This is a genomic window from Bacteroides sp. NSJ-48 (assembly GCF_014287405.1).
Classification (GTDB): domain Bacteria; phylum Bacteroidota; class Bacteroidia; order Bacteroidales; family Bacteroidaceae; genus Bacteroides; species Bacteroides stercoris.
In genome coordinates this window covers 1-26,192 of sequence record NZ_JACOOD010000012.1, presented here as the reverse complement: position 1 = coordinate 26,192, position 26,192 = coordinate 1, and the positions used below count along the sequence as shown (strand labels likewise).

Sequence of the window (26,192 nt, the reverse complement as noted above, 5' to 3'; positions counted from 1 at the left end):
ATACCGGAGTTTTTTCAAGTAGAATAACTCCCCCTTGATATAATCTTCTATTTAATGAGACAAACCTACCTTGAATGTAGTATAGAAACAAAAAATATGAAAAAGAAATAAATATGAAAGTGACGAAATTTTTTGGACTTTGGATATTATCCGTTCTTTGTGTCCTCTCCTGTACGGACGAGGAGCAGGGAACGGGCAATATTGTTCCCAATGTTGCAACGGCGCCTGTAAAACTTTCGCTCGATGCAACACCTATGCGGGGAACTGTTAGTACGACCCGTACCCGTGGCGATAATTCGTTGGACTTGGTGTTGGGCGAGGAAGCAGGGAAAACGGCAAACACTGCCGGAACCCGTGCCGGTACGCTGACCGATGTACAGGAAGATGCGATAAACGACATTTGTGTGTTCCAGTTCGGCAATGCCGACGGTAAACTGAAATACAGCGAATACGCCTCACTGACGGATGGGCAGCTAACTGCGAATATTTCATTGGCTTCGGGAGTAGGCACGTGCACGGTGTATGTATTGGCAAACGTAGGCGACCTGACTCAAAAGGTATCATACGGCAGTGCATTGGCCGATTTCAAGAAGTTTGCAGCAGAGGTATCGTCGGGTAAGGGTACGGGGCAAAACCTGCCGATGTGTGGTTATAAAACCGATTTTAACTCAGAAACGGACAATGCGTCCCTTACCGTCTCGTTGACCCGTGCGGTAGCCAAAGTCAGTTTGAACCTGACGACTCCGAACACCGGGGACGTCTTTACAGTGACTTCCGTCAGGCTGATGAACGTGGCAAAGAAACTCTATTACGTAGAGTCGGCAACCACCGCTCCGACTGTTGCGGAACTCACAACCTATACGAGCGACAACACCAAGTCCATCGCCTGGTATGTTCCGGAAAACAAGGCTGGAAGTAACTCGCTGACAGACTGGAAAGACCGCTACGAGGACAATGTGCCTGCCACGGCCACTTATATTCTGATAGAGGGCAGCTATACGCCGAAAGGCGGCATAGCCCGCGATGTGGCTTACACCATTTATCTGGGCGCGGGCGATAAGGCCGGCGATTTCAATGTGGTGCGCAATACGAAGTACACGATAAATGCCGCCATTAAGGGTACGAACATGAACGACGGCCGCGTGCTGGTGGGCAAGGATTTGAGTGCGGCAGGAACACAGACCGCCAATTGCTATGTGGTGAATACCACCGACGCCAATAAATGGTATCGCTTCAAAGCCACCATACGCGGCAACGGTGCGGCAACCTCGGCACAGATTTCCTATACCGGCACAGACATACCAGCCAATGACAGGATTGCACCCGACAATGCCGCTCTTGTGTGGGAAACCCGCGAGGGAGACAAAGCGCCTACCTTAGACTATGTAGGCTACTCCAGAAACGGCTATATCGTATTCAAGTTGGGCGAAGCAACCGAAGGCAATGCAGTAGTTGCCGCCAAAAACGGCGCTACCACTCTTTGGAGCTGGCACATCTGGATTACAGCAGCATTCGACAGAAACGGCATCAAAGTGCAGACATACGAAACACGGCCCCGTAACGGCCTTGCTTCTTATGCCAATATAACCAAACGGGAATTTAAGATGATGGACCGTAATCTGGGAGCTGCCAGCGGAACAGCTACCAAAGTAGCGGAAGAAGCCATAAAAACGTATGGTGTATATTTTCAGTTCGGTCGTAAAGACCCGTTTCCCGCGGCAGGTGTGATGACGAGGACGAACGATGCGGATATTGTGCCCGTGTATGATGCAAATGGAAATAAGATTTTTAAGAATTCTAATCAGATAAAGAACAGTGCGATAACAACAGGGATTGATCAAACTGCCGTAAAGGCGCAACTTGCTTATGCAGTGGAAAATCCGTTGGTGTTTATATTGAGAGATGATAATGATAAGACTGCTGCCTATGGTGGCGATGGCACGAATCCTTCTTATAACTGGATTTTTGCAGCGCATCCGGTAAAGAGTGGAGCGGAAGGTTCTGTGCCTTGGAAGGCATCCAATAAATTATGGGGCAGTGGTTTGCAGGATGAGAAAACCAGCCTGATACTGGGAACGATTGCAGATGTAAAGAAAACCATCTACGACCCGTGTCCCTACGGTTATCACATGCCTCCGCAGGATGTATGGACCAATTTCACTACCATTACAACAGCTTATAATACGGGCAATATTGCCGGATATAATGTGGTTGCAGCGGATAAATATAATCAGACTAATGAAAGTACCGGCTTTACAGATGGAAACTTCGAGGTATGGGGACGTAGATTTTTCACTACCGGAGATGCGGAGGCAGCAGATGCGGGCAATGTGGCATTCTACCCGGCAGCCGGCTATCGCTACGGGTCTGACGGCCACGTCAGATACGTTGGGTGGGCGTGCTATGTTTGGTCGGCCTCTCCGTACTCTGCCACGTCGCAGCACGGGGGCTTCCTGGACACGCGCTCGAGCTGGGTGGGCCCGGTGAGCAGCCCCAACCGTTCGGATGCGTTTCCTGTGCGTTGTGTCCAAGACTAACATCTAAAAGAATACCGGAGTTTTTTTGGGGAGAATTACTTTTCCTTGATATAATCTCCGGTTTGTAGTGCCGGATGAGGATGTGAATCACTGTCCGGATCATTGTTTGTTTGCAAGTTCTCCTTTCCAGGTGTGGAAAGGAGAACTTATTTTTACCGTAACTTAAAATATAAAAATGATAGATGTCGAAGTACTCTGTACTGATTTGTTTGCTAATAGCAAATTTCAAGCATACATCTTCTTTACTTAATTATTTGTAGGGATAAATATTTATCCCTATATTTGTATCAGTACAATTAAAATGTCACATAATTATGCCAACACTATTTGAGCTTTTTGGTATTCGCTTTTATTTCTATTCCGAAGAACATTTACCCATTCATGTTCATATTCAGAATGGTGATGGTAGAGCAAAAGTTAATGTCTATCCCGAAATAGAAGTTGTATCGAGTAATGGCATAAAACCGAAAGATATAAGAAAGGCATTGGTAATAATTGAAGCATATCAAGATGATATAATTGATGCTTGGAGAAAATATCATGGAGAATAATTATTAAAACCGAAAGTTATGAATACAATAAAAGACATTTGGTTTGATGCTAATCGCATTTATGTAAAAACAGATGATGAAAAAACTTTCAGCCGTCCTTTAGAGGCATTCCCTTTGTTAAAGGATGCAAGTGATAAAGAGCGTCTTGATTTCAAGATAGGAAAGTTTGGTGACGATGTTCGTTGGGAATCATTGGATGAGGATATTCATATATCCAGCTTTTTTGAAACAGTGGAACCGGATTATGAAAATGAGATAGCAATGATATTTAAACGCTTTCCTCAGCTGAATGTATCAGAAGTAGCACGTAGTATGGGAATAAACAAAAGCCTTCTTTCCAAATATATTTATGGCATTAAAAAACCGAGTGACATGAGGAAGATGCAAATTAAAGAAGCTCTTCATATTTTAGGGAAAGAATTGCTTGCAATTTGAAGGTGCTGATAGCTACTGCCATTGCCGTGCCTAAAAGAAATCATCAAGTGTATTTTGACACACTCTGTTTATTTCCTTGTACTGATGTATTTTACAATCTCCGCTCCTTTGAAATAGATAACCAACGAACTGACAATAATCAGCATTCCCGCTACTGTACTGAATGTGGGGTATTCTCCCGCAAGCATTATCCAACTTAATACAGCTCCGAGAATCGGGTTGATAAGGCGGCACATGTTGATGTCGCTGACTTTTGCGCCTTTGCTTTGCAACGCCATAAACCAGAAGCTGAAGGCAAAGACGGAAATAAATACGAGGATGCCCAGGCTGATATAAAATCCGGCAGGCTTGCCGATGAAAGAGTGATAACCTTCCGTGCCCAATCCTATGATGTAGATAAGGGCGCCACCGAAAAACATCTGTACGGCATTCAGGAAGATAGGATTGACCTTGCCTTTCTCTTCGGATACGGAGATGGCGGAATAGCCCTGAAAGATAATGCTGAGCAACAGTAGTATGATGCCTGTGATGCCTTTCCAGTCCAGCGGTTCACCGTCGCTGCCCATCCCTACAATCAGCAAGAGGCCTGCAAGGCTGATGATGAGGCTGACGATTTTGTAGCCGTTCAGTTTGTCGTTACTTGCCAGTAGATGGGCAAGCAGTACATTGATAAGCGGCGTCATACCCATGATGATGGATGATATAGCCCCGCTTACGAAGTCCACTCCGAAATAAAAGGCCGTATAACCCATGAGCATATTAATGAATATCAGATTGAGGAACAGTTTGCGGTGCTGCTTGATTTCCTGCCGCATCCCCTTGTGCCAGGTATAGGCAAAAAGCAGAACGCCTACACTGGTGAAACGCAGCCCGGCAAAATTCATCGGAGTAAAATCATAACTGAGCCCTTGCTTGATGAACGGGTTTACGATGGCCCATAGCACAGATGCCAATATTGCGTATAGCAGTCCTTTTTTCATGCTTATAGAAAGTTGTTTGGTAAAATCGGGTGCAAAGATACGCAATAAAAATGAGACATAACATAGGATACAGTAATATGGGGCAGAAGGCAGGAAAGAACAAAGCGGAGTGAAGGCAAACAGCCTGCTCCGCTTTTATAAAAAGACATTGAAAAGGGAATTGCAAAGAATAGTTTAGTTCTCGTCTGTTTTAAAGTCAATGGTTTTATAATATTCGCCGTCGTGTAAACTTTTTACGCGGATATTAAGTCCGGCTTTTCCGGGTATCCGGTCGGCTATCTTATCCAGTTTGAAAGAGACAAGTCCTTGTCCCAGTATGAGCGGCTCGTCACCGTAAGCATTCTGGCGGAATTCCAGCGTGATATATCCCTCTTTGTCGTTCTTGCCGTCGGATGCTTCGTTGACTATAAGGTTCAGCATATGTTTTTTGTCATTGCTGTTGCTATGGTATAGCTGGTATTGGATGTTCAGGTAGTTGTCCGTAATCCACATATTGTTGATGTTGATGCGGTCGTCGCCGATGCTGTCGGCCTTTTCGGCAGGCATGAAATAAATGTCTTTGGTAAGGATATTCTCTACGTGGTTGATTTTGGCATTGTAATCGTAGCCGGTTACTTCTTCGTCCAGCAGGTTGAAATATATAAAAGCGCGTTGCCCCTCCACCAGAGTGTAGTTATTCACTTGGGTAGTATCGCCGGGAAACATTCTGGTTCCTTCATCGAGTGCGAAATAATAGTCTTTCCCGTCGATAATTCGTACGGTACCTATGGCAAGCGACGGATGTTCGTCATCGTCCCAGTCGTCCAGGCAGGATTGCAGTACGGGGGTGGCAATGAACAACAGCAGAAATGCGGCTAATATCGTTCTTAACTTTTTCATAAGTAGAGGTTTTGTTATTGGTTCTGTTTTAGGTTTCGTATTCAGAAAATGCCGGGACTGCACAAATACTGCTTATAAGATTGTTAAAGAAAATAAAGAATGAATTTCCTATCTGCCGGATGCAGTATTTTTGTGCCCGTTGCATTTATAAGGTAAACACGTGTTAAAAGAGAGGATGGAAGAACAGGTATTGGCAGAACGCTGCAGGCAAGGCGACAACCTTGCCCGCAAAGAACTGTACGAACAGTATGCGGGGCGGATGCTCGGCGTATGTTTGCGTTACGCCGGTGACCGGGAAACTGCACAGGATTTGATGCATGACGGTTTCCTGAAGCTCTTCGACTCTTTCGATAAGTTCACTTGGCGGGGAGAGGGCTCTTTGCGGGCGTGGATGGAACGTGTAATGGTGAATACGGTATTGCAGTATTTGCGGAAGAATGATGTGATGAGCCAGTCCGCTGCCTTGGACGATGTGCCGGAGACGTATGAGGAGCCGGATGCTTCGGCAGTGGATACTATTCCTCAAAAGGTATTGATGCAGTTTATAAGCGAGCTTCCCGCCGGTTATCGTACTGTATTCAACCTGTTTGTTTTTGAAGATAAATCTCATAAGGAGATTGCCCGGTTGCTGGGCATCAACGAAAAGTCATCGGCTTCACAACTGGTGCGTGCCAAAGCTGCTTTGGCTGCCAAAGTGAAGGAGTGGATGAAAAGAAACGCATAAATGGAGAAATGTATGGAAGATGAATTGTGGATGCGAAAGATAAAGGAGCGGTTGGACGATTATTCCGAACCGTTGCCCGTTTCCGGTTGGGAACGGCTTGAGAAGGATTTGTCCGCTTCGAAGCCGCCGGTAGCCGGAAGACGGCGGATTATACCTTTCCGCCGCTGGGCTGTAGCTGCGGCTGCGGCACTGCTCGTTGCGGTGTCGTCGGTGAGTGTATGGCTGCTCCAAAGCCCTGTGGGAGAGGAGATGCGGAATACGGCTGCACCGACATTGGCTGCCGTGCCGGACAAGCTGCCGGAGCAACAGACGCCTTCGGTGCGGACAGAGATAACAGAACCCGACTATCGCGCACAGAAACAGGAGCTGCCAACGGATACGAACCGGCGTTCCTTGCTGGCACAACAACTGAATACCGCAGATGAAACGGAACGGGAAGCAGTTGTCCAATCCCTGAATGCGGAGCCGGAAGTTCAGACTGGGAACGTACAGGAACGTACTGCGGAGTCGGCACAGGCAAATCAGGAAGCAGCAGAAGAAGTGATAGTGGAAGAGGAGCGTACGGAAAAGATTGAGCGCTGCCCGTCCGGCAGAGACAAATTGCATTTGCCGGTTGGCGGAACGAAGCGGGAGCAGTCGCGTGGCTGGTCGGTCGGATTGGCAGTAGGAAATACGGGCGGATTGATTTCGGGAAGCAGCATGGATGAAAGCGGGCTGCTTCAGAACGGACAGAGTTTCGGCGTTTCCGGCGGAAGGGTAGACCTTACCACAATGTCTGACGGGATAATGGAAGTGCCGGATGGGCAGGAACTTGTCTTTAAGGATGGCATACCTTATCTGCAGAGAAGTTCCGGACAGGTGGTGGACATAGACCATAAACAGCCGCTGTCTTTCGGCTTCTCGGTACGTAAAGGGCTTGCACGGGGTTTCTCCGTAGAAACGGGCTTGACGTATACGTACCTCGCTTCGGATGTGAAATTTGCCGGAAGCTCGGAAACGGTCAGCCAGAAATTGCATTACTTGGGTATTCCTTTGCGTGCCAACTGGAACTTTGTAGATAAGAAGTTCTTTATCATGTATGTTTCTGCCGGCGGCGCCATGGAAAAATGCGTTTACGGGAAAATAGGAAGTAAAAACGAAACCGTGAAACCGCTGCAATTCTCTGTAATGGGAGCTGTGGGTGCACAGTATAATATAAGTAGCAGAGTCGGCATTTATGTAGAACCGGGAGTGTCGTACTTCTTTGACGATGGCTCGGACATTGAGACTATACGAAAAGAAAATCCCTGCAACTTTACCTTGCAGGGTGGAGTACGGTTGACTTACTGATTAAATTGAGAGTTGAGAATCAATTCTCAATTTACCACTACTGTGGGAAAGTACTCTTTAAAGAGTTTTTCGGCTCGTTCCAGTTGTGCGGGGGTATTCTCTACTACTTCTTTTAACTGATAATCCCAGCCCATAGCTTCGTATTTATGCACTCCTAAGCGGTGGTAGGGAAGTATTTCCACCCGTTGTATGCTTTGGTATTTGCCGAGCTGTTCGCCCATGCTGCGTATGTCTTCTTCAAAATCACTATATCCCGGTACCAGGACATAGCGCAGCCAAAACGGATGTCCCTGTTGTTCCAGCCAGGCAGCGGTGCGCAGGGTTTGTTCGTTGCTGCGTCCGGTCAGGGCACGGTGGCGTTCGGGATTGAATTCTTTAATATCGAGCAATACCAAGTCCGTCAGACTTAACAATTCCTCAACTTTGTCGTTCCAGATTCCGCCGTTGGTGTCAAGACAGATATGGATGCCGTTTGCTTTCAAGTCTTTGAACAGTGGTATCAATGCCTCTGCCTGTAAGGTCGGTTCGCCGCCGGAGAAAGTAATTCCCCCTTTTTTCCCGAAGAAAGCTTTTTGGCTGACAGCCATTTGCAGGATTTCACCGGCAGGAGTAGAAGTACCGCCCTTTACATCTATCGTATCGGGGTTGGCACAATACAGGCAACGGAAAGGACAGCCCTGGAGGAATACGACAAGCCGCAGCCCCGGACCGTCGAAAGTGCCCATTGATTCGTATGAATGAACATTAATCATAATAGTGTATTATAAGCAAAGAATGTAGTAAAAAAGAAAGCACGGACTACAGGGTTATTACTCCGGATTTTTGCTTAATCCGTGAAATCCGTGTAATCCGTGCTCTAAAAGGTTATGTATCCGGTTTACCGATTACATTCTTTCGTGGAAACTGCGGCTGATAACTTCCAGCTGGTGTTCGCGGCTCAGTTTCACGAAGTTTACGGCATATCCGGAAACGCGGATGGTGAGTTGCGGATATTTCTCCGGATGTTCCATGGCGTCTTCCAGCATTTCACGGTTCAGTACGTTCACGTTGAGGTGGTGTGCACCTTTGGTGAAGTAACCGTCCATCATGGTAACCAGATTTTCTACACGTTCCTCGGCAGTGGGACCCAATGATTTCGGAACGATGGAGAATGTGTTGCTGATACCGTCCTGTGAGTCGCGGTAGCGCAGTTTGGCTACGGAACTCAAAGAGGCGATGGCACCGTTCTTGTCGCGTCCGTGCATCGGGTTGGCTCCCGGAGCGAAAGCAACGCCTTTGGCGCGTCCGTCGGGAGTGGCTCCGGTCTTCTTACCGTACATCACGTTGGATGTGATGGTCAGGAGCGACAGGGTAGGACGGGCGTTCTTGTAAACGGGCAGCTTCTTCAACTCTTCGCTGAAGTAGTACACCAGGTCTACACCAAGATGGTCTACACGGTCGTCGTTGTTGCCGAAGCACGGGAAAGAACCTTCGATGTCGAAACCTTCCGTCAGGCCGATGTCGTTGCGGCGTGCCGTTACTTTGGCGTATTTGATGGCAGACAATGAGTCGATGGCAATGGAAAGTCCGGCTACGCCGTATGCAAGGTTGATGCGCGGGTCTGTATCTACGAATGCCATTTGGGCTTTTTCGTAATAATACTTGTCGTGCATGTAGTGGATGATGTTCATTGCTTCGTTGTAAACGCGGGCAATCTCCGTCAGCACCTTCTTGTAGTTGTTCATTACCTCTTCAAAGTTCAGCGTATCGTGAGTCAGCACGGGGATACCTTTCACCATTACGGTTCCGGTGTTTTCGCAACGTCCGCCGTTGATGGCAAGCAACAATGCTTTGGCAAGGTTGGCGCGTGCGCCGAAGAACTGGATTTGCTTACCGATAGCCTGGTAGGATACACAGCAGGCGATACCGTAGTCGTCGCAGTTGCGTACCTCGCGCATCAGGTTGTCGTTCTCGTACTGGATAGAGCTGGTATCTACGGATACTTTGGCACAGAATTCCTTGAAGCCTTCCGGCAGTTCGGGACTCCACAGCACAGTCATGTTAGGCTCGGGAGACGGGCCGAGGTTGTACAATGTTTGCAGGAAGCGGAAAGAGGTTTTTGTCACCTTTACGCGACCGTCGTTGAAGCGTCCGCCGATAGCTTCGGTAACCCAGGTGGGGTCTCCGGCGAAGATGTCATTGTAGGACTGCATACGCAGGTGGCGTACCATGCGCAGTTTGATGATGAACTGGTCAATCAGCTCTTGTGCAAAAGTTTCGTCAATCTTACCGTGAGCCAAATCGTATTCAATGAAAATGTCAAGGAATGAAGATACATTACCCAATGACATGGCGGCACCGTCTTGTTCTTTTACAGCGGCAAGGTATGCCATGTATACCCACTGTACGGCTTCCTGAGCAGATGTGGCAGGGTGACTGAGGTCGAGGCCGTAATATTCGCCCATGGTCTTGATGTCCTTCAAGGCCTTGATTTGCTCTGCCACTTCTTCGCGCAGGCGGATGCGTGCTTCGGTCATAGGGCCGGTCAGGTGGCGCAAGTCTTCCTGTTTGGCTTCGATGAGGCGGTCAATGCCGTACAATGCCAGACGGCGGTAGTCACCGATGATACGTCCGCGTGCATAGTTGTCGGGAAGTCCGGTGAGGAAGCCCAATGAACGGAACGAACGGATTTCTTCGGTATATACATCGAATACGCCGTCGTTGTGTGTTTTGCGGTAGTGTGTAAAGATGTCTTTTACTTTATCGTCTACCTCCACGCCGTTTTCGCGGCATGCTTTTGCCACTACATTGATGCCGCCGAAAGGTTTGATGGCGCGTCTCAGCAGTTCATCTGTCTGCAAGCCTACGATAAGTTCGTTCTCCTTATCTATATAGCCTGCTTTGTGGGAAGTGATGGTAGATACTGTTGTATGATCTAATGAACGGACACCGTTATTGGCTCTTTCTTCTTCCAGTGCTTTCAGACAGAGGTTCCAGATATGCTTGGTGCGCTCCGTTGGTCCTTGCAGGAAAGATGCGTCTCCGGTGTAGGACGTGATGTTTTTACTAACGAAATCACTTACATTGATTTCTTTGCTCCAAAGCCCGTCAATAAAGGTTTTGTTTAATTCCATAATGTTCTTTTAATAAAAGTGATTAGATATGTTATCCTTTAGAGCGCGCAAAATTACGGAAAAATTTCCGTAATTACACAATAATATGGAGGATTTTTATGTTGAAGAGCATAAAATAGCTATTATTAGGTAGGAAGTACCACCGGGTATTGATTCGTGTCCGTCCGATTAATATCTGTACTCTTACCGACTATTATTATTTATGCTGAAATCTATTCGTCCCATAATAATTTCCCTTTCGTCCGACAGCTGTTTTATTTTCGTCCGACAGCTGTCGGACGAAAATAAAACAGCTGTCGGACGAAAAGATTTTAGTAACATTTTATTAGTTCCTTTAATGCCGTATTTTTAGTTTTTGCGGATATGTGAATTATTTTATTCCGGATTTGTTTGCGAATTAAAAAAGAAGTGTTACCTTTGCACCGCTTTAAGAGAAAAGCACTTCTTGAAAAAGAAGTTTTGGAGAGGTGGCAGAGTGGTCGATTGCGGCGGTCTTGAAAACCGTTGTGCTGCGAGGCACCCGGGGTTCGAATCCCTGTCTCTCCGCTGGAACCTAAGACATTAGGCGGTCAAATTAAGACAAGTCCCGTAAAATCAATGTTTTACGGGACTTTTTTTATTTAGTCGGCGGACAACCGAAAGACAGGACAAAGGAAAAATAGGATTTTGTTTCACCTAAGCATAATTTCTACTGTTTCAGTCTATTTCTCAGAAATCGTTTGCTCAATGGCCGTTTTATATTCAGAGGGGGTCATTCCTGTTTTGGCTTTGAAGATTCGTTGGAAGCTTCGCAGGTTGCTAAAACCCGATTCATCGGCAATGGCCTGTATGGTGTAGTTGGGATGCTCCTTCAACTGATTGATGGCATATTTGATTCTCAAGTTGCTCAGGTATTGCGGCAGCGTCGTTTGCGAGTTTTCTTGCATAATTTTGGCAAAACGGTTCTTGTCAATAGGCAGTCTGTTCAGGATGTCTTGTCGGTTCAAGTCTGGATTGAGGAACAACTTTTCTTCCTTGATGATCTGTTCCATTCGCTTAAAGAGATGACTGTCGGTTTCGACAGATGTTTCTTCTGCTTCCTCTTTTTCCTGCGTAAAGGAAGTTTCTTTCTCCAAGGTTTCTATTTTCTGTTCGCAATCCAGTACAGTATTGATACTGTTGGCCATCAATCGGTTTTTCTTCTGGATGGTGCGGAGGTGATGCCAAGCCATCCATAGTAACAGACATACCAAACCAAATGCACCCGCCAGCAAGTTACGGATGATGATAGTTTTTTGTATCTGTTCATGTTGTTGCTGGATTTCGTTCTCCTTCTCCTTCAGTTGGTAGATGGTGGCCAATTCGGCCATCTCTTCCTCGATATTCTTTTTGTTCAGGCTATCGTTGATGGCCGTGAGTCGTTTTTGATATTCCAGGGCCCGTTTGTATTCCTTCTTTCCTTCATGGGCCTTGGCCTGTATGGTTAGCTGCTGGGCATAGTCCGAGGTGATGGTATCGTGGGGCTTTTGTTGTTGGCAGAATTGGATGACCGAGTCGTATTGCCCAATTTCCATCCAGTAAACCAGGATTGATTCCTGGCCTTGAGGTGTGTGGCTGAAACGGGTTTGCTTGAATTTATGGTAGTAGGTTGCAGCTTCGGCCTTTCGGTTCAGCCTGGATAGCACACAGGCTTTCTTGCTATAGAGATAAGCATATTGCTGATCAATATAACCGATGGGGATTTGCTTGAAGCTGCTCATCTGTTGAATTAGTTTTTCTCGTTTGTCGCAATATTCCAGAGCCTCCTGATATTTTCCTTCATCGAAAAGAATGCTGAAGATTTCTCCATAGAAGTATGACAGGTAGGGCTTCAGTTTATAGGAACCTTCTTCACCCAAGCGGATGGCTTTCTGGAAATACTGATTGGCTTCTTTTTTCTTGTTGAGCTGGTAATAGGTCTGTCCGGCTGTGAATAAGAAATTGGCTTCCACAGTCGGGTTCTTCTGTGCGCGGGCAAATGCTAGCCCTTTTTCAAGTAAGTGTATGGCTTGGTGGTGTTCGTTGAGCTTACGATAGGCTTCAACACAGCATGTCAGCGTTTGTAAGTAGTATTTGGGACAAGCTTGCAAGGAGTCGTGCTGCAACGCTTTTTGTCCATAGTTTATCACCAGGTGGTGTTTGTTGTGCGATCCATAGAGCATGGCACGTTGAGCTTGAAGCAGGAAAAGGGGGGCTGTGTTTGTTTCCTCCATCGTATCGAGCAGGCGAAGAGCACTGTCGGGATAAGAAAGATGGATTTTCAGCACATGCTTCAGGGTATGGATGGAATCTGTTGAAACGGAAGGGGTGGTTGCTTGAATAGTAGTGGTCAATCCCCAAAAGAGTATAAGAATAACATGCCTCATTGTCTTATGGTATCTTTGTTTTGCGGACTAAAGGTACAATTTATTTTTATATTCTTTCGGGGAAGGAATCGTTTTTATTTTTATCGCGGCAAATTACAACAGGGCATTGTCGTCATTTGCTTTGAATTTTTTTTGATAAATAACTTGTTCGGAGTTGGCATTTGTAATCTCGAATACATAAGTACCTTTCCAGCTTTTTTCTTTTAATGCGTTTTCAGCTTGCTGGCAAGCGTTCAGTACTTGTTGGTTGCATTCTTCTACGGTTCCAAATTTACTGAAAGGACTTTCGGTGATACCGAGCGCTTTCTTGTAGGCAGCTTCGATTTCACCCATTTCACGCAGGGCGTCGGGGCTTGAGGTGTTTATTTCGGTGAAGCCTAAAGCATACCATACATTGGTTTTTTCGTCATCATCACTGCAAGAAACGACTGTCATCGTGATTGCCAGGATACACATGGTCAGCATGGCTGACATCCATTTGAATTTTTTTTTCATACTATATTATTAAAATTGATTGATTATTTCGTTGGTTGGCGATGGGCTCGAATGCGCTGCTGTATGTTTTGGCGCAGATTTTCGCTGTATACCCAAGGCTCTATGCCGTGATAGTCGCCTACATTTAGTATATTGAGAATGTTGGGCAGATAGCTTCCATCAAATCCTTTCAGCACCAATACTTTGTGCTCGGGCGAGAGGGTCACTGTAATGGTGTCGTGCAAAGTGGCCGGTGTGGCATCGGTTTTCCAGTTCACGGGATTGATGCACATCACGTTGGGTGCACTAATCACTGATTTCAGGTACTTTACATCGGACACGGAATTGTAGCAGATGGTTACCCCCGTGTCGGTAGCTCCTTGTGCGGCCTTGATCCATGGAGCCTTCTGCACGTCATCCGGAGTGACTTTATAGCCCAGCACATAGGCTGCAATCAATTGTGCCCGATGCTTTTCGGGAAGTGTTTTGAGAAGTTCCACCACCGATTTCCCTCCCTGGCTGAAGCCAGCCAAGATGAACGGACGTCCTTGGTTATAGTGGGTGAGATAATGTTCGAAAGCATTCTTCACGTCTTTCCACGCAACTGCTTCATACCTGCGACGAATGGTGTCTTCGTTCAGGGTTGCCCAGGTGTTGAGCGTAATATGACGATAATAAGGTGAATAGAAGTTGTTCCCATCGGCCATATATTGGGCTACTTCCGTCATTTCGGTCATCATGTGCTCGCGGTGCAGGGGTAGGGAAGGGGCGGCCCAATGGCTGATAACACAGTCTGGGGTATACCAGTCAAATTCCCAAGTTGAAGGGATGTAGAACACGTCGGCTCCTTGTCCACGGTCGTTCTGCTCGATGTACCACATGTGAGCGTCGGTATAAGAAGGGGCTTCGGGTACATAGACCTTGGCTACAACAAGCTCGTCTTTCGAATCCGACTTGCAGCTTACTGCCAGCAGAAGCAAGAAGACACAGGCCCAAGCCAACGTGGGCTGCTCATAGGCTACCCACCATTGGTTCCAGAATCTATTTTTAGCTATTTTCATAGTTACATTGCTTTTCATTGTTTTGTACTCTTATTGAGCGATGGGGTGAATACCTCCAAGCTTTAGGAAGACGTTCCAACCGGGTGCCTGACTATAAGCTTCGACACTGCCTTGCGGCACGTGAAGGGTTGCATCATCCGGCAAGCCATCGAAAATATATTCCGCATCGCGCACTTCCACGATAGTAGGTGGCACCTCTGCTTCGCAAACCACCTTCTGCAAGCTGTTGCACACACTGAACGCACCTTCGCCAATCATGGTAAGGCTGGCCGGAAGGGTCACCGATGTGAAGTCTGTACATTTGAATGCCAAGGAACCGATTTTCTTCACCGTAGCAGGCGACTGCCATTCCAGGGTCTGAAGTCTGTAACAGAACGCAAAGGCACAGCGGGAAATTTCTGTTACTCCCGACTGAATCACCACTTTCTCCAGGTATTCGCTTTCGGAAAAGGCAAATTGATCCACTTTCTTCAAACTGCCCGGAATTTCAATTTCAGTCAGTTGGTCGCAGCCCGACAACGCTCCTTCGCCCAAGTGAGTGAGCTGAGGCAGACGCATCGTAGTCAGTCCCGTATTCATAAATGCCCAATCGCCTATTCGCGTCACACTGGCTGGTAAAACAACCTCCGTCAGATGCTTGCAATCCCCAAATGCACCCGGTCCCACAGCTTCCACTTGATAGCCGTTGACCTCCGCTGGAATTTCCAGTTTGCCGAATACTATCGACATGACTGCCGTACCGTAGAAGATGTCTTCTCCTGACTCCTTGATGATACCGCTACCCACCTGGCACAGTTTTTTTTCGGCATCTGTCACCTGGAAAATCGCCGGTATCTCTACATCGCCCATCAACAAAGGAGCGGTGAACACGGTTTCATCGGTCAAGGTAATCGATACCTCGCGCAATTCACTCGTCATATACTCGTCTATTGTACCGGCATTGCAAACAAAGCCTTCGTCAGAACGAGTGGTCAGTGTCCTCTGCTGAGGATTGTAGTTGAACCTTAACGAATCGCCAGCCTCAAAAAGGTGGTGCTTCAAACGGAGGGTACCGGTCGGTTCATGAAGCTTCTCTTCCACGCGGTCTCCATAAAAATACCAAGCCATTCCCTTGCTCTCTCCCAGATACTGTTCACTGGGAATAGCCAGGTAAGGCTGATCTCCTGCAGAATGGAGCACTCCTTTGACCCAGGCATCAGGCAACACCTGACCCAGTCCTTGCAGATACACTTCCTGACCCTGCTGAATCATCTTTCCGGTGTACATTATTTCAATTTTATCAGCTCCGACTACTCCTTTGAACACGAAATTCTGAACGGGAAGTCCGGCCGGTGGAGTCACCAGGTCTATGTTCGCGGGCTTCAGCTTCATCTCACTGATGGCATACGCCACCGTTGGCTCAAGGTGTTTACCCATCCAGTTTCCGTGAACATCACACAAGCCGATACTTAATTGGTCGATATCTTCTACCAGCTGAAAGATTCCTTTTTCGTCTTTCATGAAGGTGATGAATCGTTTGTCAAGATTTGATATAAAATTGACCGGCTTATCTCCGGAGTTATACTGCTTCACACCACGCCACAGATACTTTATCAGTTTGCCTTTGGTCGAAATCACCTGCGGAAGAGGCACCAGGATGCGGTCGTTGTCCATCACCGCTTTGACGTAATAATCATCTGGAAGTCCGAGGTCTGGCAAGAGATTTTTCAGGTAAAGCACGCCCTCCTCTCCTTCTACCGCTTCCACGGTCTTTCCATAGAATGACAGATTGCTACCCATCCCCAATCGGTAGTAATGGTTGCGCCCTTCCATGCTGAAGTGGTATATTTTTCCTTGAGGACGTTCCGTGATGACTCCCGGTTTATCGGCCGGGGTAGGATTGCGGTCGTACACATCGCGGAAGAGGCCTTCCAGCACCTTACCGGTAAATGAATCGTTGGTGGTAGTCGTTTGCCAATAGAAGCGGTTGTTGCCGGAAAAATCAAGGCGTCCTTCGGTTTCACCATTCACTATGAAGCTGCCATCCGGCATCAATTCCCAGGTAAAATTCTTCGAATCTACCTGGTCGCCCACCGTGCGGACGATGGTAGCACTATGATCGGGGAGGAATTCTATGAACATCTCAGCTCCATCCAAGGGCATGGGAAAATCGAACCACTGGTTGTTTTCCTTTTCCTGGGTGGTCACGAAATACCATTTCCCTACCAGAGTGTGTTGGCTGGGCTGTTCATCGGTATCTTTACAGCTAGAAACTATGAAACAGAGGAGGCAAAGTTGCCAAAAATAAAAAATTTTATTCATTGTGTTTTTGTATTATAAATGTATTTATCTGAATTGAATGAATTCTCCCATATTCTGCTGATACATATTTCCGTAGAAAGGAGCGTTGTATACCATGACATGGCTACCCACTGTGTTGATAAACAGGCGGTAGTACAAGTCGCGCAAACTGATGTCGGGCTGTGCCGATAATTGTTCGATGCAGGTAGAGGTGAAGCGATTGCTCATCCACACGTTGAGCTCTTCGTTAAAGATATCAGCCTTGGAGGTTTCGTCGCCATTGGCTGCCGTGAAGAAAAGTAGGCCAGGAATGCCTTCGCAGGCTTCGACCACTCCTCCTGAAAAGCAGGTTTCTACCATCATCAGTAGCTTGCGATATCGTTTCTGCTGGTGCATTTCGCTGAACGTATTCCGCAAATCGTCTCCACTCAGCGCATCTGCGGTTTGATTCCAGCAAAGGTATTTCGGCATGCCGTGTCCGCTCCAGAAGATGAATACATTGTCGTACTGGGTAGATTCGATGACTTTGGGTAGCTGAGGGCTGGATTGTCCGCTCAGGATACGCAGAAAGTCATGCGGCTGCAATTCTGACATCTTGTAGTCTATTTCTACGTTTTCGTATAGGTTCTTTCCTCCTAGGGTTACTTGGACAATACCCGGATGTGGATTCGAAGGTGAATAGGCGATGTCGTCTTCCAGAATCAAGATGATATGATCGTCTGGATATCCCGAGGCTTTCAATTGTTGATAGATAGCAAGAATATCTGCTTGGTGCCGGTAATTATTCCAAGTGGTCGAAGTGGCGACTAATAAGGCCCAATTACTATGGTACTCGGGATAGGTCATGCTTTCGGAATCATTGAAATCTTGCATCTGGCTGGCTTTCCAGTTCCATCCAGCCAGTGTAGCATCGGTACGGTTGCTGCCATCGCTGGTATTGTAGTCTAAGATGATGTATTTCCCGTTATACACCTTGAAGTTGTAGTAGGTGGTGGTCAATACATTGGTGAAAACCTTTGCGTCGAAATCCAACGAACCGGAAGCTCCTTCCAATGAAGGCTGTTTGCCGTTGGCCAGGGCGTCAATCACCAGCCGAATGTCTTCTCCCATCCAGCTGCCCATATTGGCATCCTTGCCCGTTACCAAGGTACGTAGCGCCTTTTGCAAGGTGGTATCCGGATGCAATACCTGATACCAGGCTGCATAAGCTAGCAGCATGGCTGCGTCATAGACTTGGGCTTCACCCAGTGTAGTGCTTTCGCCAAAATAGGTTTCATAGGATACTTCAAAACCCGATTCGGGTGATGCTCCAAAGGTGATGCCTTCCATACCTTCTGAAATAGGTCCTACGGTAGCGATGACATCCGCTCCATACGCCGTGTCGGCAAAGAGGGGACGGGGTACTTCCATACCAGTGCGAGCTTTCTGTTGGAACATGCGCAGCATGGGGGCAATTTCTTCTATCTCGGAAGGGGTACAGATTACATACTCCGCTCCGCAGCCAGCTGCTTGCTGACTGACTTCCGCGACGTTGTCTGAACGGTAAGTAAAAGTCCCTTTATTCTCCAATCCCAATTCTTTGGCCTGGAAAGCAAACCAGTCAATAAAGGTTTTGCCATAGCTGTCGTTTTCCTTGACCAGCAGGGCTACGCTTTTTCCGTCGTAGTTGATGACTTTCGATAGCAATACTTCACACTGGGTAATGTCGGTTTCGGTCATGGCCCATAGATGGCCCGAATTGGCATGGGCCCGTACCAATTCTTCCGTGGTGGCTAAGGTGAAGAATTCCTTACTGTAGTGTGCCAGCTCGGTGGCCAGGATGGTGGCATTGGAAGAATACAATCCTCCAATCACGGCATAGATGTCGGGGCGTTTGGCTAATTGATTGGCTAAATTGGAGAGTTGCTCGGTATTTTCGTCGTAATACTCAAAATTCAGTCGGATGCCGGCCGTTTGATTTCTGAAAGCCTGCTCCAAATGCTTTTGCAGCAACCCCAAGGTGCGCTTCCAGTGCTGGTCCAGTCCTTTGTTCATAGGAAGTACCACGGCAACGGTCTGTTCGGTCCATTGGCGGCTGTCGGATATTTCGTCCGATTCCTGACATCCAGCCAAGAGTATCAAGCAGAGTAATACGAGTATGTTATGGTTGAGTGGCTTCATAATAAGCTTTTTCCTGAGTAATGGCTGTTTGACGATGATTTTCTACAAGCGATTGAAGCGCATCCTGAAAGAGAGGGGATACTACCCAATCTACATATCCACTTTCCAGACCATAGAGCTGGGAAGCAGGAAGTTTTCCTACTGTGGCCCATTCGCTGAGATAGTGATAAATCAAGCGGTCGATGTGCTTGATGACCGATCCCGTAATCTGATTAGACAGATGAGACTGGTCGATATCCATACCGACTAAGTAGGGACAGGAGTCGTATTCGCGTGAATAGCGGTAAATGCCGGCATTTGAACCTCCTGCTACCGGAAAGATGAATGGATATTGTTGACCCCATTCTTTCATTTTCCGATAGGCCAAGTTGGCCGAGATGTAGCCGGTCCAGTCGTTGGCTAGGTAGGTGGTTGCACACGTGCCTTGAAAACCGGTCATAAAGCCTTCGCGGGCAATGTGTATCGGGCTGTCGGTGTTATTGGCCAATACAATCAAGGCCTTTTCTGCCTGGTTCGTGATTTCTGAAGCCGTGATTCCAGCCAAGTAGGAGGCGCCGAACATGGAAATCTGAAAGGTGGAAATGCCTTCGGCATATTGCTTGCTGCTCTCAAACAGGAGTACCTTCTTGTTGGAGGTGAGTTCTTTTCCTACCAACAGTTTTTCTACGATTGGCTCATAGTCGCTGCTGGCCAGCGTAAACAAGGCAGGGGTATGCTGACCTGGCTTTTGGATCCAGTCCGAGAATATCTTTTCAGCTTCTTCTAAGGAAGCGGGTGAATAGAGGTATAGGTCCACTTGGGGATAGTCCATTTTGAATTGTTGCACTCCCTCCAGAATACGGTCATTGTAACTCATATCTCCCAATCCGCCGGGTGAAAACAGGAATACCAGTTGGGGAGTGGGAAGTGTCTCTGCCTCCTGTTCGTTGGAAGAGGAACACGAAAAAAGCATTAGGTTCATTCCCATGAGGAATGAACCTAATGTTTGATAAGCGTATTTGCGTATTTGCGCGAACTTTATCATTCTTTGTTGCTTGTTTGGCCTATTATAAAGATTCTCTTGTCTCTATTGCATTAGAGCATATCCATGCCTTCGGCTGGTCTAAAAACATAATTGTTATTTTCATAATAAGTTCTGGACGCAATGTCGAGAGTGAAGGTCGGAATACCTTCTACGTCAAAAATTAAGCGAATATAAACACCTTCCTTGGGATTGGGAGTGATAACCACGTTTCCCATTTTATCGTTCAAGGTATAGGTGTATTTTTGCCCATTCCATCGGATACCGAGTAAGCAGTCGCAACATTCTTGCGCCTTTTCTGCACTCTCAGCCCCCATTATGTATTGGCCTTCTGTATTATCTACTTTAGTAAAGAATTTTTTACTGTTTTTGTCGATTACATTTTTGATGTATTCTACTTGTTCTTTACCAGTCTTGGGACTGTCGTCATCTGAACAGGAATACAAACTTACGGATAACAATACTGCCAGTATTGGCAAAAGAAATAATTTCATTTTCATAACGATTATTTATTTAAAATTTTGAAGCAAAGCTAAGTGTTTTGTAAGATTCTTTAGTGCGAGTTGAGAACCACTTCGCGATAAATTGTCCGAAATATAGCGACAATTTGTATTTTGTGTAAGATAATAGTTTGAAAAACAGAATGATGTAAAATTGTCGTCATAGGCCGACTTAGGACTATGTCAAGCGGTCAAAGATCTGTAGATAAAGGGTGGCTACTTCTTTGATTTCTCGAATAAATATGAATTCGTCGGTCGTACGTGAACTGCTGTTCCCTATAGCTAAGTCTAATTCCTTTTTTTGTCCATACACAAAGTTGCTCTTTGGTAGAATCATTGGCATTTATAGCATGTACAGTTTTTGGGGGCGGTACCTTCGTTCATTTCGCAAATGTCGTAAAGTGGGTTCAGCTGATTTTTAGTGGGTCATATTTTTTATACTCGCCAAGTATTGCTTACTTTGCATTATGTAGATACTAACTGAAAATTGCGCCATTCATAGTTTTGTAAAAAAAATATTTAAGAAATTAACTTTTTCTCTTTCAATTTCTGCGTTTCTTTTAGTCTGTACGATTGTCCTGTCATATTGATAAGACGAGCTTTATGTGTCAGTCTGTCTACCATTGCAGTAACCAGTACTTTAACAACGTTATGAAGAGACTTGGTTAGCATTTACTGAAGAACTCAAAGCAAATCCAACAGTAACCCTTCGTGCAATCTGCAAAAAGCTACACACCAATGAATGTGGTATGAGCAAGTGGACATCAAGGCATGGTTATTCAGTCAGTCGTTGCAAGGCATCACTGTCACAAAAGCCAGGTGCACCATCATCCTCATTCGTTCGTATCGAACCCAAAGTTCAACCTGTGCAACATAAGGCTTCCATGCTTGCCGGAGTCAGTGTTACTTTCAACAGTGCTACAACGATAAGTATCAAGCAGGGAGATGCGGACAGCATTATCAGACTTGTCAACCTGTACGAGAGAAAGAATGGTGAATCATGTATTCTCTAACATCAGGTAATGTAATCATACAGAACAAAATATAGATACCTAACGTAAGACATACTATCTTTCTTTCTCGATAAAAGTAGTGACAATAAAGTTCTCATAACTATAATAGTTATCGTACATATACTCATATGTCTCCATCATTATGGGTTAAGATAGGGATACTGTCAAATGTTATCATGCTTTGCTAATGTCTTTTTTCTCTGTAATAGATGTGAAATGCCTATTACTAAAAGCAAATAAAAAACAAGAACTTGGTTCGCCAACCATACAAAAATGAAATTATCAATATCGGGGGGAAGATATGCATCATTAGGTGAATATCTAACTCCATCCCAATATTCTTTTAATTCTTCTATTTTAAAATAGTAGGTGTAAGACCATATGTTAAAACATAATAAAATGATGGTTGAAATTACTCTCAAGGTTATTTTGTAAAAAACAATATCCCAAATTACAAATAATAACAGTGTGATTATCAACAAGAATGCTTGTAAAAAAGGAGTGAAATTCATGCCTCCATTTGTATCTACTATACATATAGTCCATCTTAAAATACCTATTATTATTCCAAATAGGAGAAAATAGACCGTATGGTGTATCTTGTTTTTTATGCTCATTTTCCAGAATTGTTGTCAGCTTGGACGTTTGCATACTCTATCCGTACGCAATTCTCACTATTCTTTTCTTCTTTGTATGATGCTCCCTATCTGTTTCTGAACATTGTCCATGTAGCTGAAAGTAATATCATATAGCCACAAATATAAAAAAAAATAGAGAAACCGACAGAGTAGTTTGTTTTATTTTATTAAAGTACTTTTAACGGGGATTTATTGCTGTCTTGTGTTGCCTGCAACCAGCATTTTCAAGCTTTCAGCAGTGAATTGAGGTGGTGTGGGCTTCGTGGCGTGGCAGTTTCTTTAGTGGCAATTCATTTTTATTCAACGCAGTAAAATGATATTTGTTATATGTCTGTTTTAGCTTTGAATACGGGGAATGTTCTCTGTATTTCTGTTTCAAATCCAAACCAATAACCGCATTTTGTATTTTCATCGAGCGGAAGAAAGCAAAGTCGCAGATTACTTTTATATTCTCCATATATCACTTCCCATTTCTCAGGCGGAATCTGATGTTTGGTTTTTACTTTTTCTGCCGGAGTCTTTTTTAAGGACATGCCAGCTTCTATCCAAGCAATGCTTGCTTGGATTTTATATTCAGGATAGGCCAGTTTGCAATATTCATAAAGTATAAGCCCGCGTTTCTCCAAACTCATAGGCTGGTCTATCAGATTTACCTGTATCAGATATTTAAGGAAGTTATGTAGAAAATCTTTGTCATTTAATATTAACTCTCTGGTTAGTGTATGCCAGGCGGGAGTATTGTAGAAAGCATCTAACAGGCGAGACAACTGGCGGGCGGTTTGCAGTTCTCCAACGCTGATTTCGTTGGTTTCCAAAACTTCGTAAGGGGGAAAGGGGGAATAGCGTATTCCAAGTTCTTCTGCCCGTCGACGCATTTCCGTACCTGGAAGCAATTTGAGTGATTCCAGCTGTATCTCTCCTGCATTGTATCCGGCAAGGGTATATACATCTTCAAATATTTCATAGAGGTGATAGAGGGGAAGTCCGGCAATGAGGTCGGCATGCGTTTCCATATTCGGGAGTGAGCATAGAAATTTCAGCCCTTTTAAGGCATCGGATAATTTTCCCATACGGTGGCTTTGCTCAAGAACAGGTTCGCGCAAACTTTGAATTCCTGCTTCGAGGTGAAGCAGACCTTGTGGCAATTGTTTCAATTCTTCTTTCAGTTCTTCAGAAAGAAGAGCTGGATGTATCTCTAAATGAAAATGTATATCGGGATATTCTAAAAACAGCTGAAGCAGTTCTTTTGCGCGATGCGTATTGTAGTTGAATGTACGGTCGAGTACACGTATGTTTTTGATACCGTGTTCGTGAATGGTTTGAAGCCGTTGGCGGATGTTTTCAATGGAGAGTGTACGTATAGGTTTTTCGCCGCCGCTGACGCAAAAGGCGCATGTGTTGAAACATCCGCGTGTGGTTTCAAGTTGCACAAACGGTTTGTCCCAATTGAAGAAACTGCTTTTTTCGGGTGGGATGAGTCTGGAAAAGTTTAAGACGCGGGCTGTTCCATTGTCTCTGTATTGCTTGTCAGTGTCCAAATAGCATAGTCCGGTAATATCATTCCACAGTTCCGGCTGGTTCCGGCAAGTCAGCCATTGGGGAAAGACCTCCTCGCCTTCTCCTCTGAATACGCAGTCCACAAAAGGGTACTTGCGCAGAAATAATTCATTATTTCCGAGGAACTCAGGACCGCCTAATATGAGACATGCTTCAGGAAGTAATACTTTCAGCCTTGAAGTAATATGCAGCAACTGTTCGTGATTGAAAAGCCAGGTTGTTGCAGCTATGATGTCGGGCTTATGGCGGTAAGCTTCGTCTACAACGGTTCCTACATTCTCATTTATCGTGGCAGATACTATTGCCCATTCAATAGATGGGGCGTTTGCTATCTGTGCATGTAGCGCAGGAAGTGCCAATGAAGAATGAGCGTAGGAACTATTTAGGTCTATCCAAAGAATTTTCATATCTGATTAAGTTTCGTCTTTGCAAAGATAGATGATTTTATTGTTAGGATAAATAAAAAAGTATATATTTGCGAACAGTTAGTAAATCCGAATAGGTTCAAATGCTATGAAAAAATTCCTTTATATCTGTTTCTTATTTTGGGTGAACAGCGTTTTTTTGATGGCTCAGGAAAAAAAAGAGAGTGGACAATCTTCACTTTATACGGATCAATATATTACAGATATATATATGAGTGAACCCGACCGTGCCTTGCAGTTGCTGGATGAAGCTGAAAAGAAGAAGGTAATGATGCCTGCGCGCATAAACGATTTGCGGAGTATGGTCTATCGTAATAGATATCAGTGCAAATTGGCTTTTCGTTATGCACGGAGAGCTTATGTTCAGGATTCCATTGCTGGTAATAGTCCTGAACATTTGCTTAAGATGACGATTGCATTGGCGGAGTTATCAAGTTTATTGAGTGAATATGAGGTGAGTAACCGGTATGTTGTTGAGGGCATCAGGCAAGCGAGGGATATGGGGAATAAGCGGGCAGAGGCTAAACTGTTGTTCTGTATGGGAGAAAATAAGCGTTGGCTGTCTTTTAAAAAGGATGCTTACGAAACATTTGATGAAGCTATTCAACTTTTGAGGGATGCTGACGATGCATATGGTTTGCGTATGCTTTCTTATTTCAACGGGGTTAAAATGAGTTTTTTGATAGATGATGGATTAATAGATGATGCGTTGTCCGTTGGGCTATATCGACAGAAACTGTTGGATAAAATGGAAGGCAAGGAAGGAATACAAGCTGCTTATTTGGACTTACAGAAGTCTTATCTGTATTCCAAACTGGCTTATTTGTATTATTGTTTGGGTGATAAGGAGAAAGCGGAGGAGTGCTTTATAAAATATAAGTCTACTTTGGCAGCTTCAACTCCTGCCGGGAAATACGATGCTACTCCCTATTTGTTTGTGACAGGCCGGTATAGGGAGGTTTTAGATAATTGTCGCGAGCTGAAAGAGGTTTTTAGGAGAGAGGATACAATTAATTATCAGTATCGTGGCATTTTGTCTAAAGAGATAAAAGCTTATACCGGTTTGAAGGAATATGAAAAGGCAGTGAAGCTAAGTACTGTTTTCATTGCTTTGACTGACAGCATATATCAGCGTGAAAAAACAAATGCGGCACTGGAATTAGAAACCTTGTACGATGTTGATGAGAGAGAAGCCCACATTGCAGAACAAGCTTTAAAATTGAAGATACGGACAATTTCTCTGGCTTTTATTTTTTTTATAGTACTGCTGGTCTTGTTTTTTCTTTGGAAGGTTTGGCTGCAGAATCGTAATATCAAAGAAAAGAACAGGGCATTGGTGAAGTATGTAAATGAGGCGCTGTCAGAGCAAAAGAAGAAACAGCAATTGTCAGGTGAAGATGATAAGTCTATTCTGTATAATGACTTGGATACAGAATCTTCCGACATTGATAAAGAGTATGAAATCAATAAACAGGTCTTTCAGAAATTGGATTCTTTGATAAGGAGAGATGAATTGTATCTTTCTGCTGATTTGTCAAGAGAAGATTTAGTCAGAATGGCGCATATGAATAACACCCGTTTTGCTAAGATGATAAAAGAAAATACGGGTACTAATCTGAGTGGTTATATCAATGAGTTGCGTTTGAATCATGCTATACATTTGTTGAAGGAACATCCTGAATATACTTTACGTGCTATAGCTGAGGCTTCCGGCATTAATAGTATGCCTACTTTTCATAGTCTGTTCAAGAATAAAACGGGAATGACACCTTCTGAATTTAAAAAGACCCAAATAGATATGAAACAATAAATTATTGTTATACAATATTATAAGACTTTTCTTTATAAACTTTAGGACATTTCTTTATAGCAAGAGCTTTTAAATTAAGATGCTTCATGCAGAAAAGCTTTTCTTTGCAGTATAAAAACATTGCTATGTATATATTCTGTTGGCTGATGCCATATAATATACGCCGAAGTAATGTATGGATATATTTTATGCAATAATAACCGGCTCAGTAGATTTTTAGCGGGGATTATTTTTTATACTCGTGAAGTATTGCTTACTTCGCATTATGAAAAACGATTATTTGAACATGCTAGCCAGCCTCGTGTTGCCTGCGCAGATATT

Annotated in this window: 19 protein-coding genes, 1 tRNA gene and 1 pseudogene; 8 read left to right on the top strand and 13 right to left on the bottom strand. The window is 44.9% G+C overall.

Annotation, left to right across the window (positions count from 1 at the left end; translation table 11 throughout):
* Positions 1 to 113 precede the first annotated feature (113 nt).
* The 3 genes from H8S52_RS07655 (at position 114) to H8S52_RS07645 (ending at position 3,523) form a co-directional block, all read left to right on the top strand.
* On the top strand, positions 114 to 2,537 hold the full coding sequence (locus H8S52_RS07655) for a DUF4906 domain-containing protein (protein WP_186909568.1): 2,424 nt from the start codon (positions 114 to 116) through the stop codon (positions 2,535 to 2,537).
* 314 nt (positions 2,538 to 2,851) lie between these two features.
* Positions 2,852 to 3,088: a DUF4160 domain-containing protein gene (locus H8S52_RS07650; RefSeq protein ID WP_117955397.1), complete on the top strand. Its 237-nt coding sequence runs from the start codon at positions 2,852 to 2,854 to the stop codon at positions 3,086 to 3,088.
* Between the two features lie 18 nt (positions 3,089 to 3,106).
* On the top strand, positions 3,107 to 3,523 hold the full coding sequence (locus H8S52_RS07645) for a DUF2442 domain-containing protein (RefSeq protein ID WP_117955399.1): 417 nt from the start codon (positions 3,107 to 3,109) through the stop codon (positions 3,521 to 3,523).
* A 68-nt stretch (positions 3,524 to 3,591) separates the two neighbouring features.
* Here the strand turns inward: H8S52_RS07645 and H8S52_RS07640 are convergent, their stop codons facing one another.
* Both H8S52_RS07640 and H8S52_RS07635 read right to left on the bottom strand, forming a co-directional pair.
* A complete protein-coding gene (locus tag H8S52_RS07640) occupies positions 3,592 to 4,503 on the bottom strand; it encodes a DMT family transporter (RefSeq protein WP_186909567.1) in 912 nt (303 codons plus the stop codon).
* A 174-nt stretch (positions 4,504 to 4,677) separates the two neighbouring features.
* The gene (locus H8S52_RS07635) at positions 4,678 to 5,382 is read right to left on the bottom strand and encodes a NigD-like protein (RefSeq protein ID WP_186909566.1); all 705 of its coding nucleotides are present in this window, start codon (positions 5,380 to 5,382) and stop codon (positions 4,678 to 4,680) included.
* 175 nt (positions 5,383 to 5,557) lie between these two features.
* On the opposite strand from H8S52_RS07635, the gene H8S52_RS07630 reads away from it, so the two are divergent.
* Positions 5,558 to 6,106: an RNA polymerase sigma factor gene (locus tag H8S52_RS07630; RefSeq protein ID WP_005651774.1), complete on the top strand. Its 549-nt coding sequence runs from the start codon at positions 5,558 to 5,560 to the stop codon at positions 6,104 to 6,106.
* Complete coding sequence (locus H8S52_RS07625) at positions 6,107 to 7,435, top strand: outer membrane beta-barrel protein (protein ID WP_117986183.1); 1,329 nt, start codon at positions 6,107 to 6,109, stop codon at positions 7,433 to 7,435.
* A gap of 26 nt (positions 7,436 to 7,461) precedes the next feature.
* Here H8S52_RS07625 and pflA read toward each other — a convergent pair whose 3' ends face one another.
* Both pflA and pflB read right to left on the bottom strand, forming a co-directional pair.
* The gene (pflA, locus tag H8S52_RS07620; RefSeq protein WP_117986184.1) at positions 7,462 to 8,187 is read right to left on the bottom strand and encodes a pyruvate formate-lyase-activating protein; all 726 of its coding nucleotides are present in this window, start codon (positions 8,185 to 8,187) and stop codon (positions 7,462 to 7,464) included.
* Positions 8,188 to 8,319: 132 nt separating this feature from the next.
* The gene (gene pflB, locus H8S52_RS07615; protein WP_005651768.1) at positions 8,320 to 10,548 is read right to left on the bottom strand and encodes a formate C-acetyltransferase; all 2,229 of its coding nucleotides are present in this window, start codon (positions 10,546 to 10,548) and stop codon (positions 8,320 to 8,322) included.
* A 461-nt stretch (positions 10,549 to 11,009) separates the two neighbouring features.
* Here pflB and H8S52_RS07610 point away from each other — a divergent pair.
* Positions 11,010 to 11,094 (top strand) — tRNA-Ser (locus tag H8S52_RS07610).
* A gap of 155 nt (positions 11,095 to 11,249) precedes the next feature.
* Here H8S52_RS07610 and H8S52_RS07605 read toward each other — a convergent pair.
* From H8S52_RS07605 to H8S52_RS19805, 8 genes and pseudogenes are all read right to left on the bottom strand, one after another.
* A complete protein-coding gene (locus H8S52_RS07605; protein WP_117986197.1) occupies positions 11,250 to 12,932 on the bottom strand; it encodes an AraC family transcriptional regulator in 1,683 nt (560 codons plus the stop codon).
* A 93-nt stretch (positions 12,933 to 13,025) separates the two neighbouring features.
* Positions 13,026 to 13,427 carry a hypothetical protein gene (locus H8S52_RS07600; RefSeq protein ID WP_147341836.1) on the bottom strand — a complete coding sequence of 134 codons (402 nt, stop codon included), beginning with the start codon at positions 13,425 to 13,427 and terminating at the stop codon, positions 13,026 to 13,028.
* A gap of 23 nt (positions 13,428 to 13,450) precedes the next feature.
* Entirely contained in the window at positions 13,451 to 14,467 is a 1,017-nt protein-coding gene (locus tag H8S52_RS07595) for a DUF3089 domain-containing protein (RefSeq protein WP_255470013.1), read from the bottom strand.
* Positions 14,468 to 14,497: 30 nt separating this feature from the next.
* On the bottom strand, positions 14,498 to 16,768 hold the full coding sequence (locus tag H8S52_RS07590) for a leucine-rich repeat protein (protein ID WP_117986200.1): 2,271 nt from the start codon (positions 16,766 to 16,768) through the stop codon (positions 14,498 to 14,500).
* A gap of 24 nt (positions 16,769 to 16,792) precedes the next feature.
* A complete protein-coding gene (locus H8S52_RS07585) occupies positions 16,793 to 18,907 on the bottom strand; it encodes a C13 family peptidase (RefSeq protein ID WP_117986028.1) in 2,115 nt (704 codons plus the stop codon).
* Positions 18,888 to 19,931 carry a BMP family ABC transporter substrate-binding protein gene (locus H8S52_RS07580; protein WP_181987281.1) on the bottom strand — a complete coding sequence of 348 codons (1,044 nt, stop codon included), beginning with the start codon at positions 19,929 to 19,931 and terminating at the stop codon, positions 18,888 to 18,890. Before H8S52_RS07580 ends, H8S52_RS07585 begins: the two co-directional genes overlap by 20 nt.
* A gap of 50 nt (positions 19,932 to 19,981) precedes the next feature.
* Positions 19,982 to 20,428: a hypothetical protein gene (locus tag H8S52_RS07575; RefSeq protein ID WP_117986029.1), complete on the bottom strand. Its 447-nt coding sequence runs from the start codon at positions 20,426 to 20,428 to the stop codon at positions 19,982 to 19,984.
* Positions 20,429 to 20,947: 519 nt separating this feature from the next.
* Positions 20,948 to 21,070, bottom strand: a pseudogene (locus H8S52_RS19805) (ATP-binding protein); the annotation flags it as partial.
* Between the two features lie 107 nt (positions 21,071 to 21,177).
* On the opposite strand from H8S52_RS19805, the gene H8S52_RS07570 reads away from it, so the two are divergent.
* Positions 21,178 to 21,441: a hypothetical protein gene (locus H8S52_RS07570; RefSeq protein ID WP_181987282.1), complete on the top strand. Its 264-nt coding sequence runs from the start codon at positions 21,178 to 21,180 to the stop codon at positions 21,439 to 21,441.
* Positions 21,442 to 22,402: 961 nt separating this feature from the next.
* Here the strand turns inward: H8S52_RS07570 and H8S52_RS07565 are convergent.
* Entirely contained in the window at positions 22,403 to 24,043 is a 1,641-nt protein-coding gene (locus H8S52_RS07565; protein ID WP_117986030.1) for a B12-binding domain-containing radical SAM protein, read from the bottom strand.
* Positions 24,044 to 24,149: 106 nt separating this feature from the next.
* Between H8S52_RS07565 and H8S52_RS07560 the strand changes: the two genes are divergently transcribed.
* Complete coding sequence (locus tag H8S52_RS07560) at positions 24,150 to 25,871, top strand: AraC family transcriptional regulator (protein WP_186909565.1); 1,722 nt, start codon at positions 24,150 to 24,152, stop codon at positions 25,869 to 25,871.
* Positions 25,872 to 26,192: the final 321 nt, after the last annotated feature.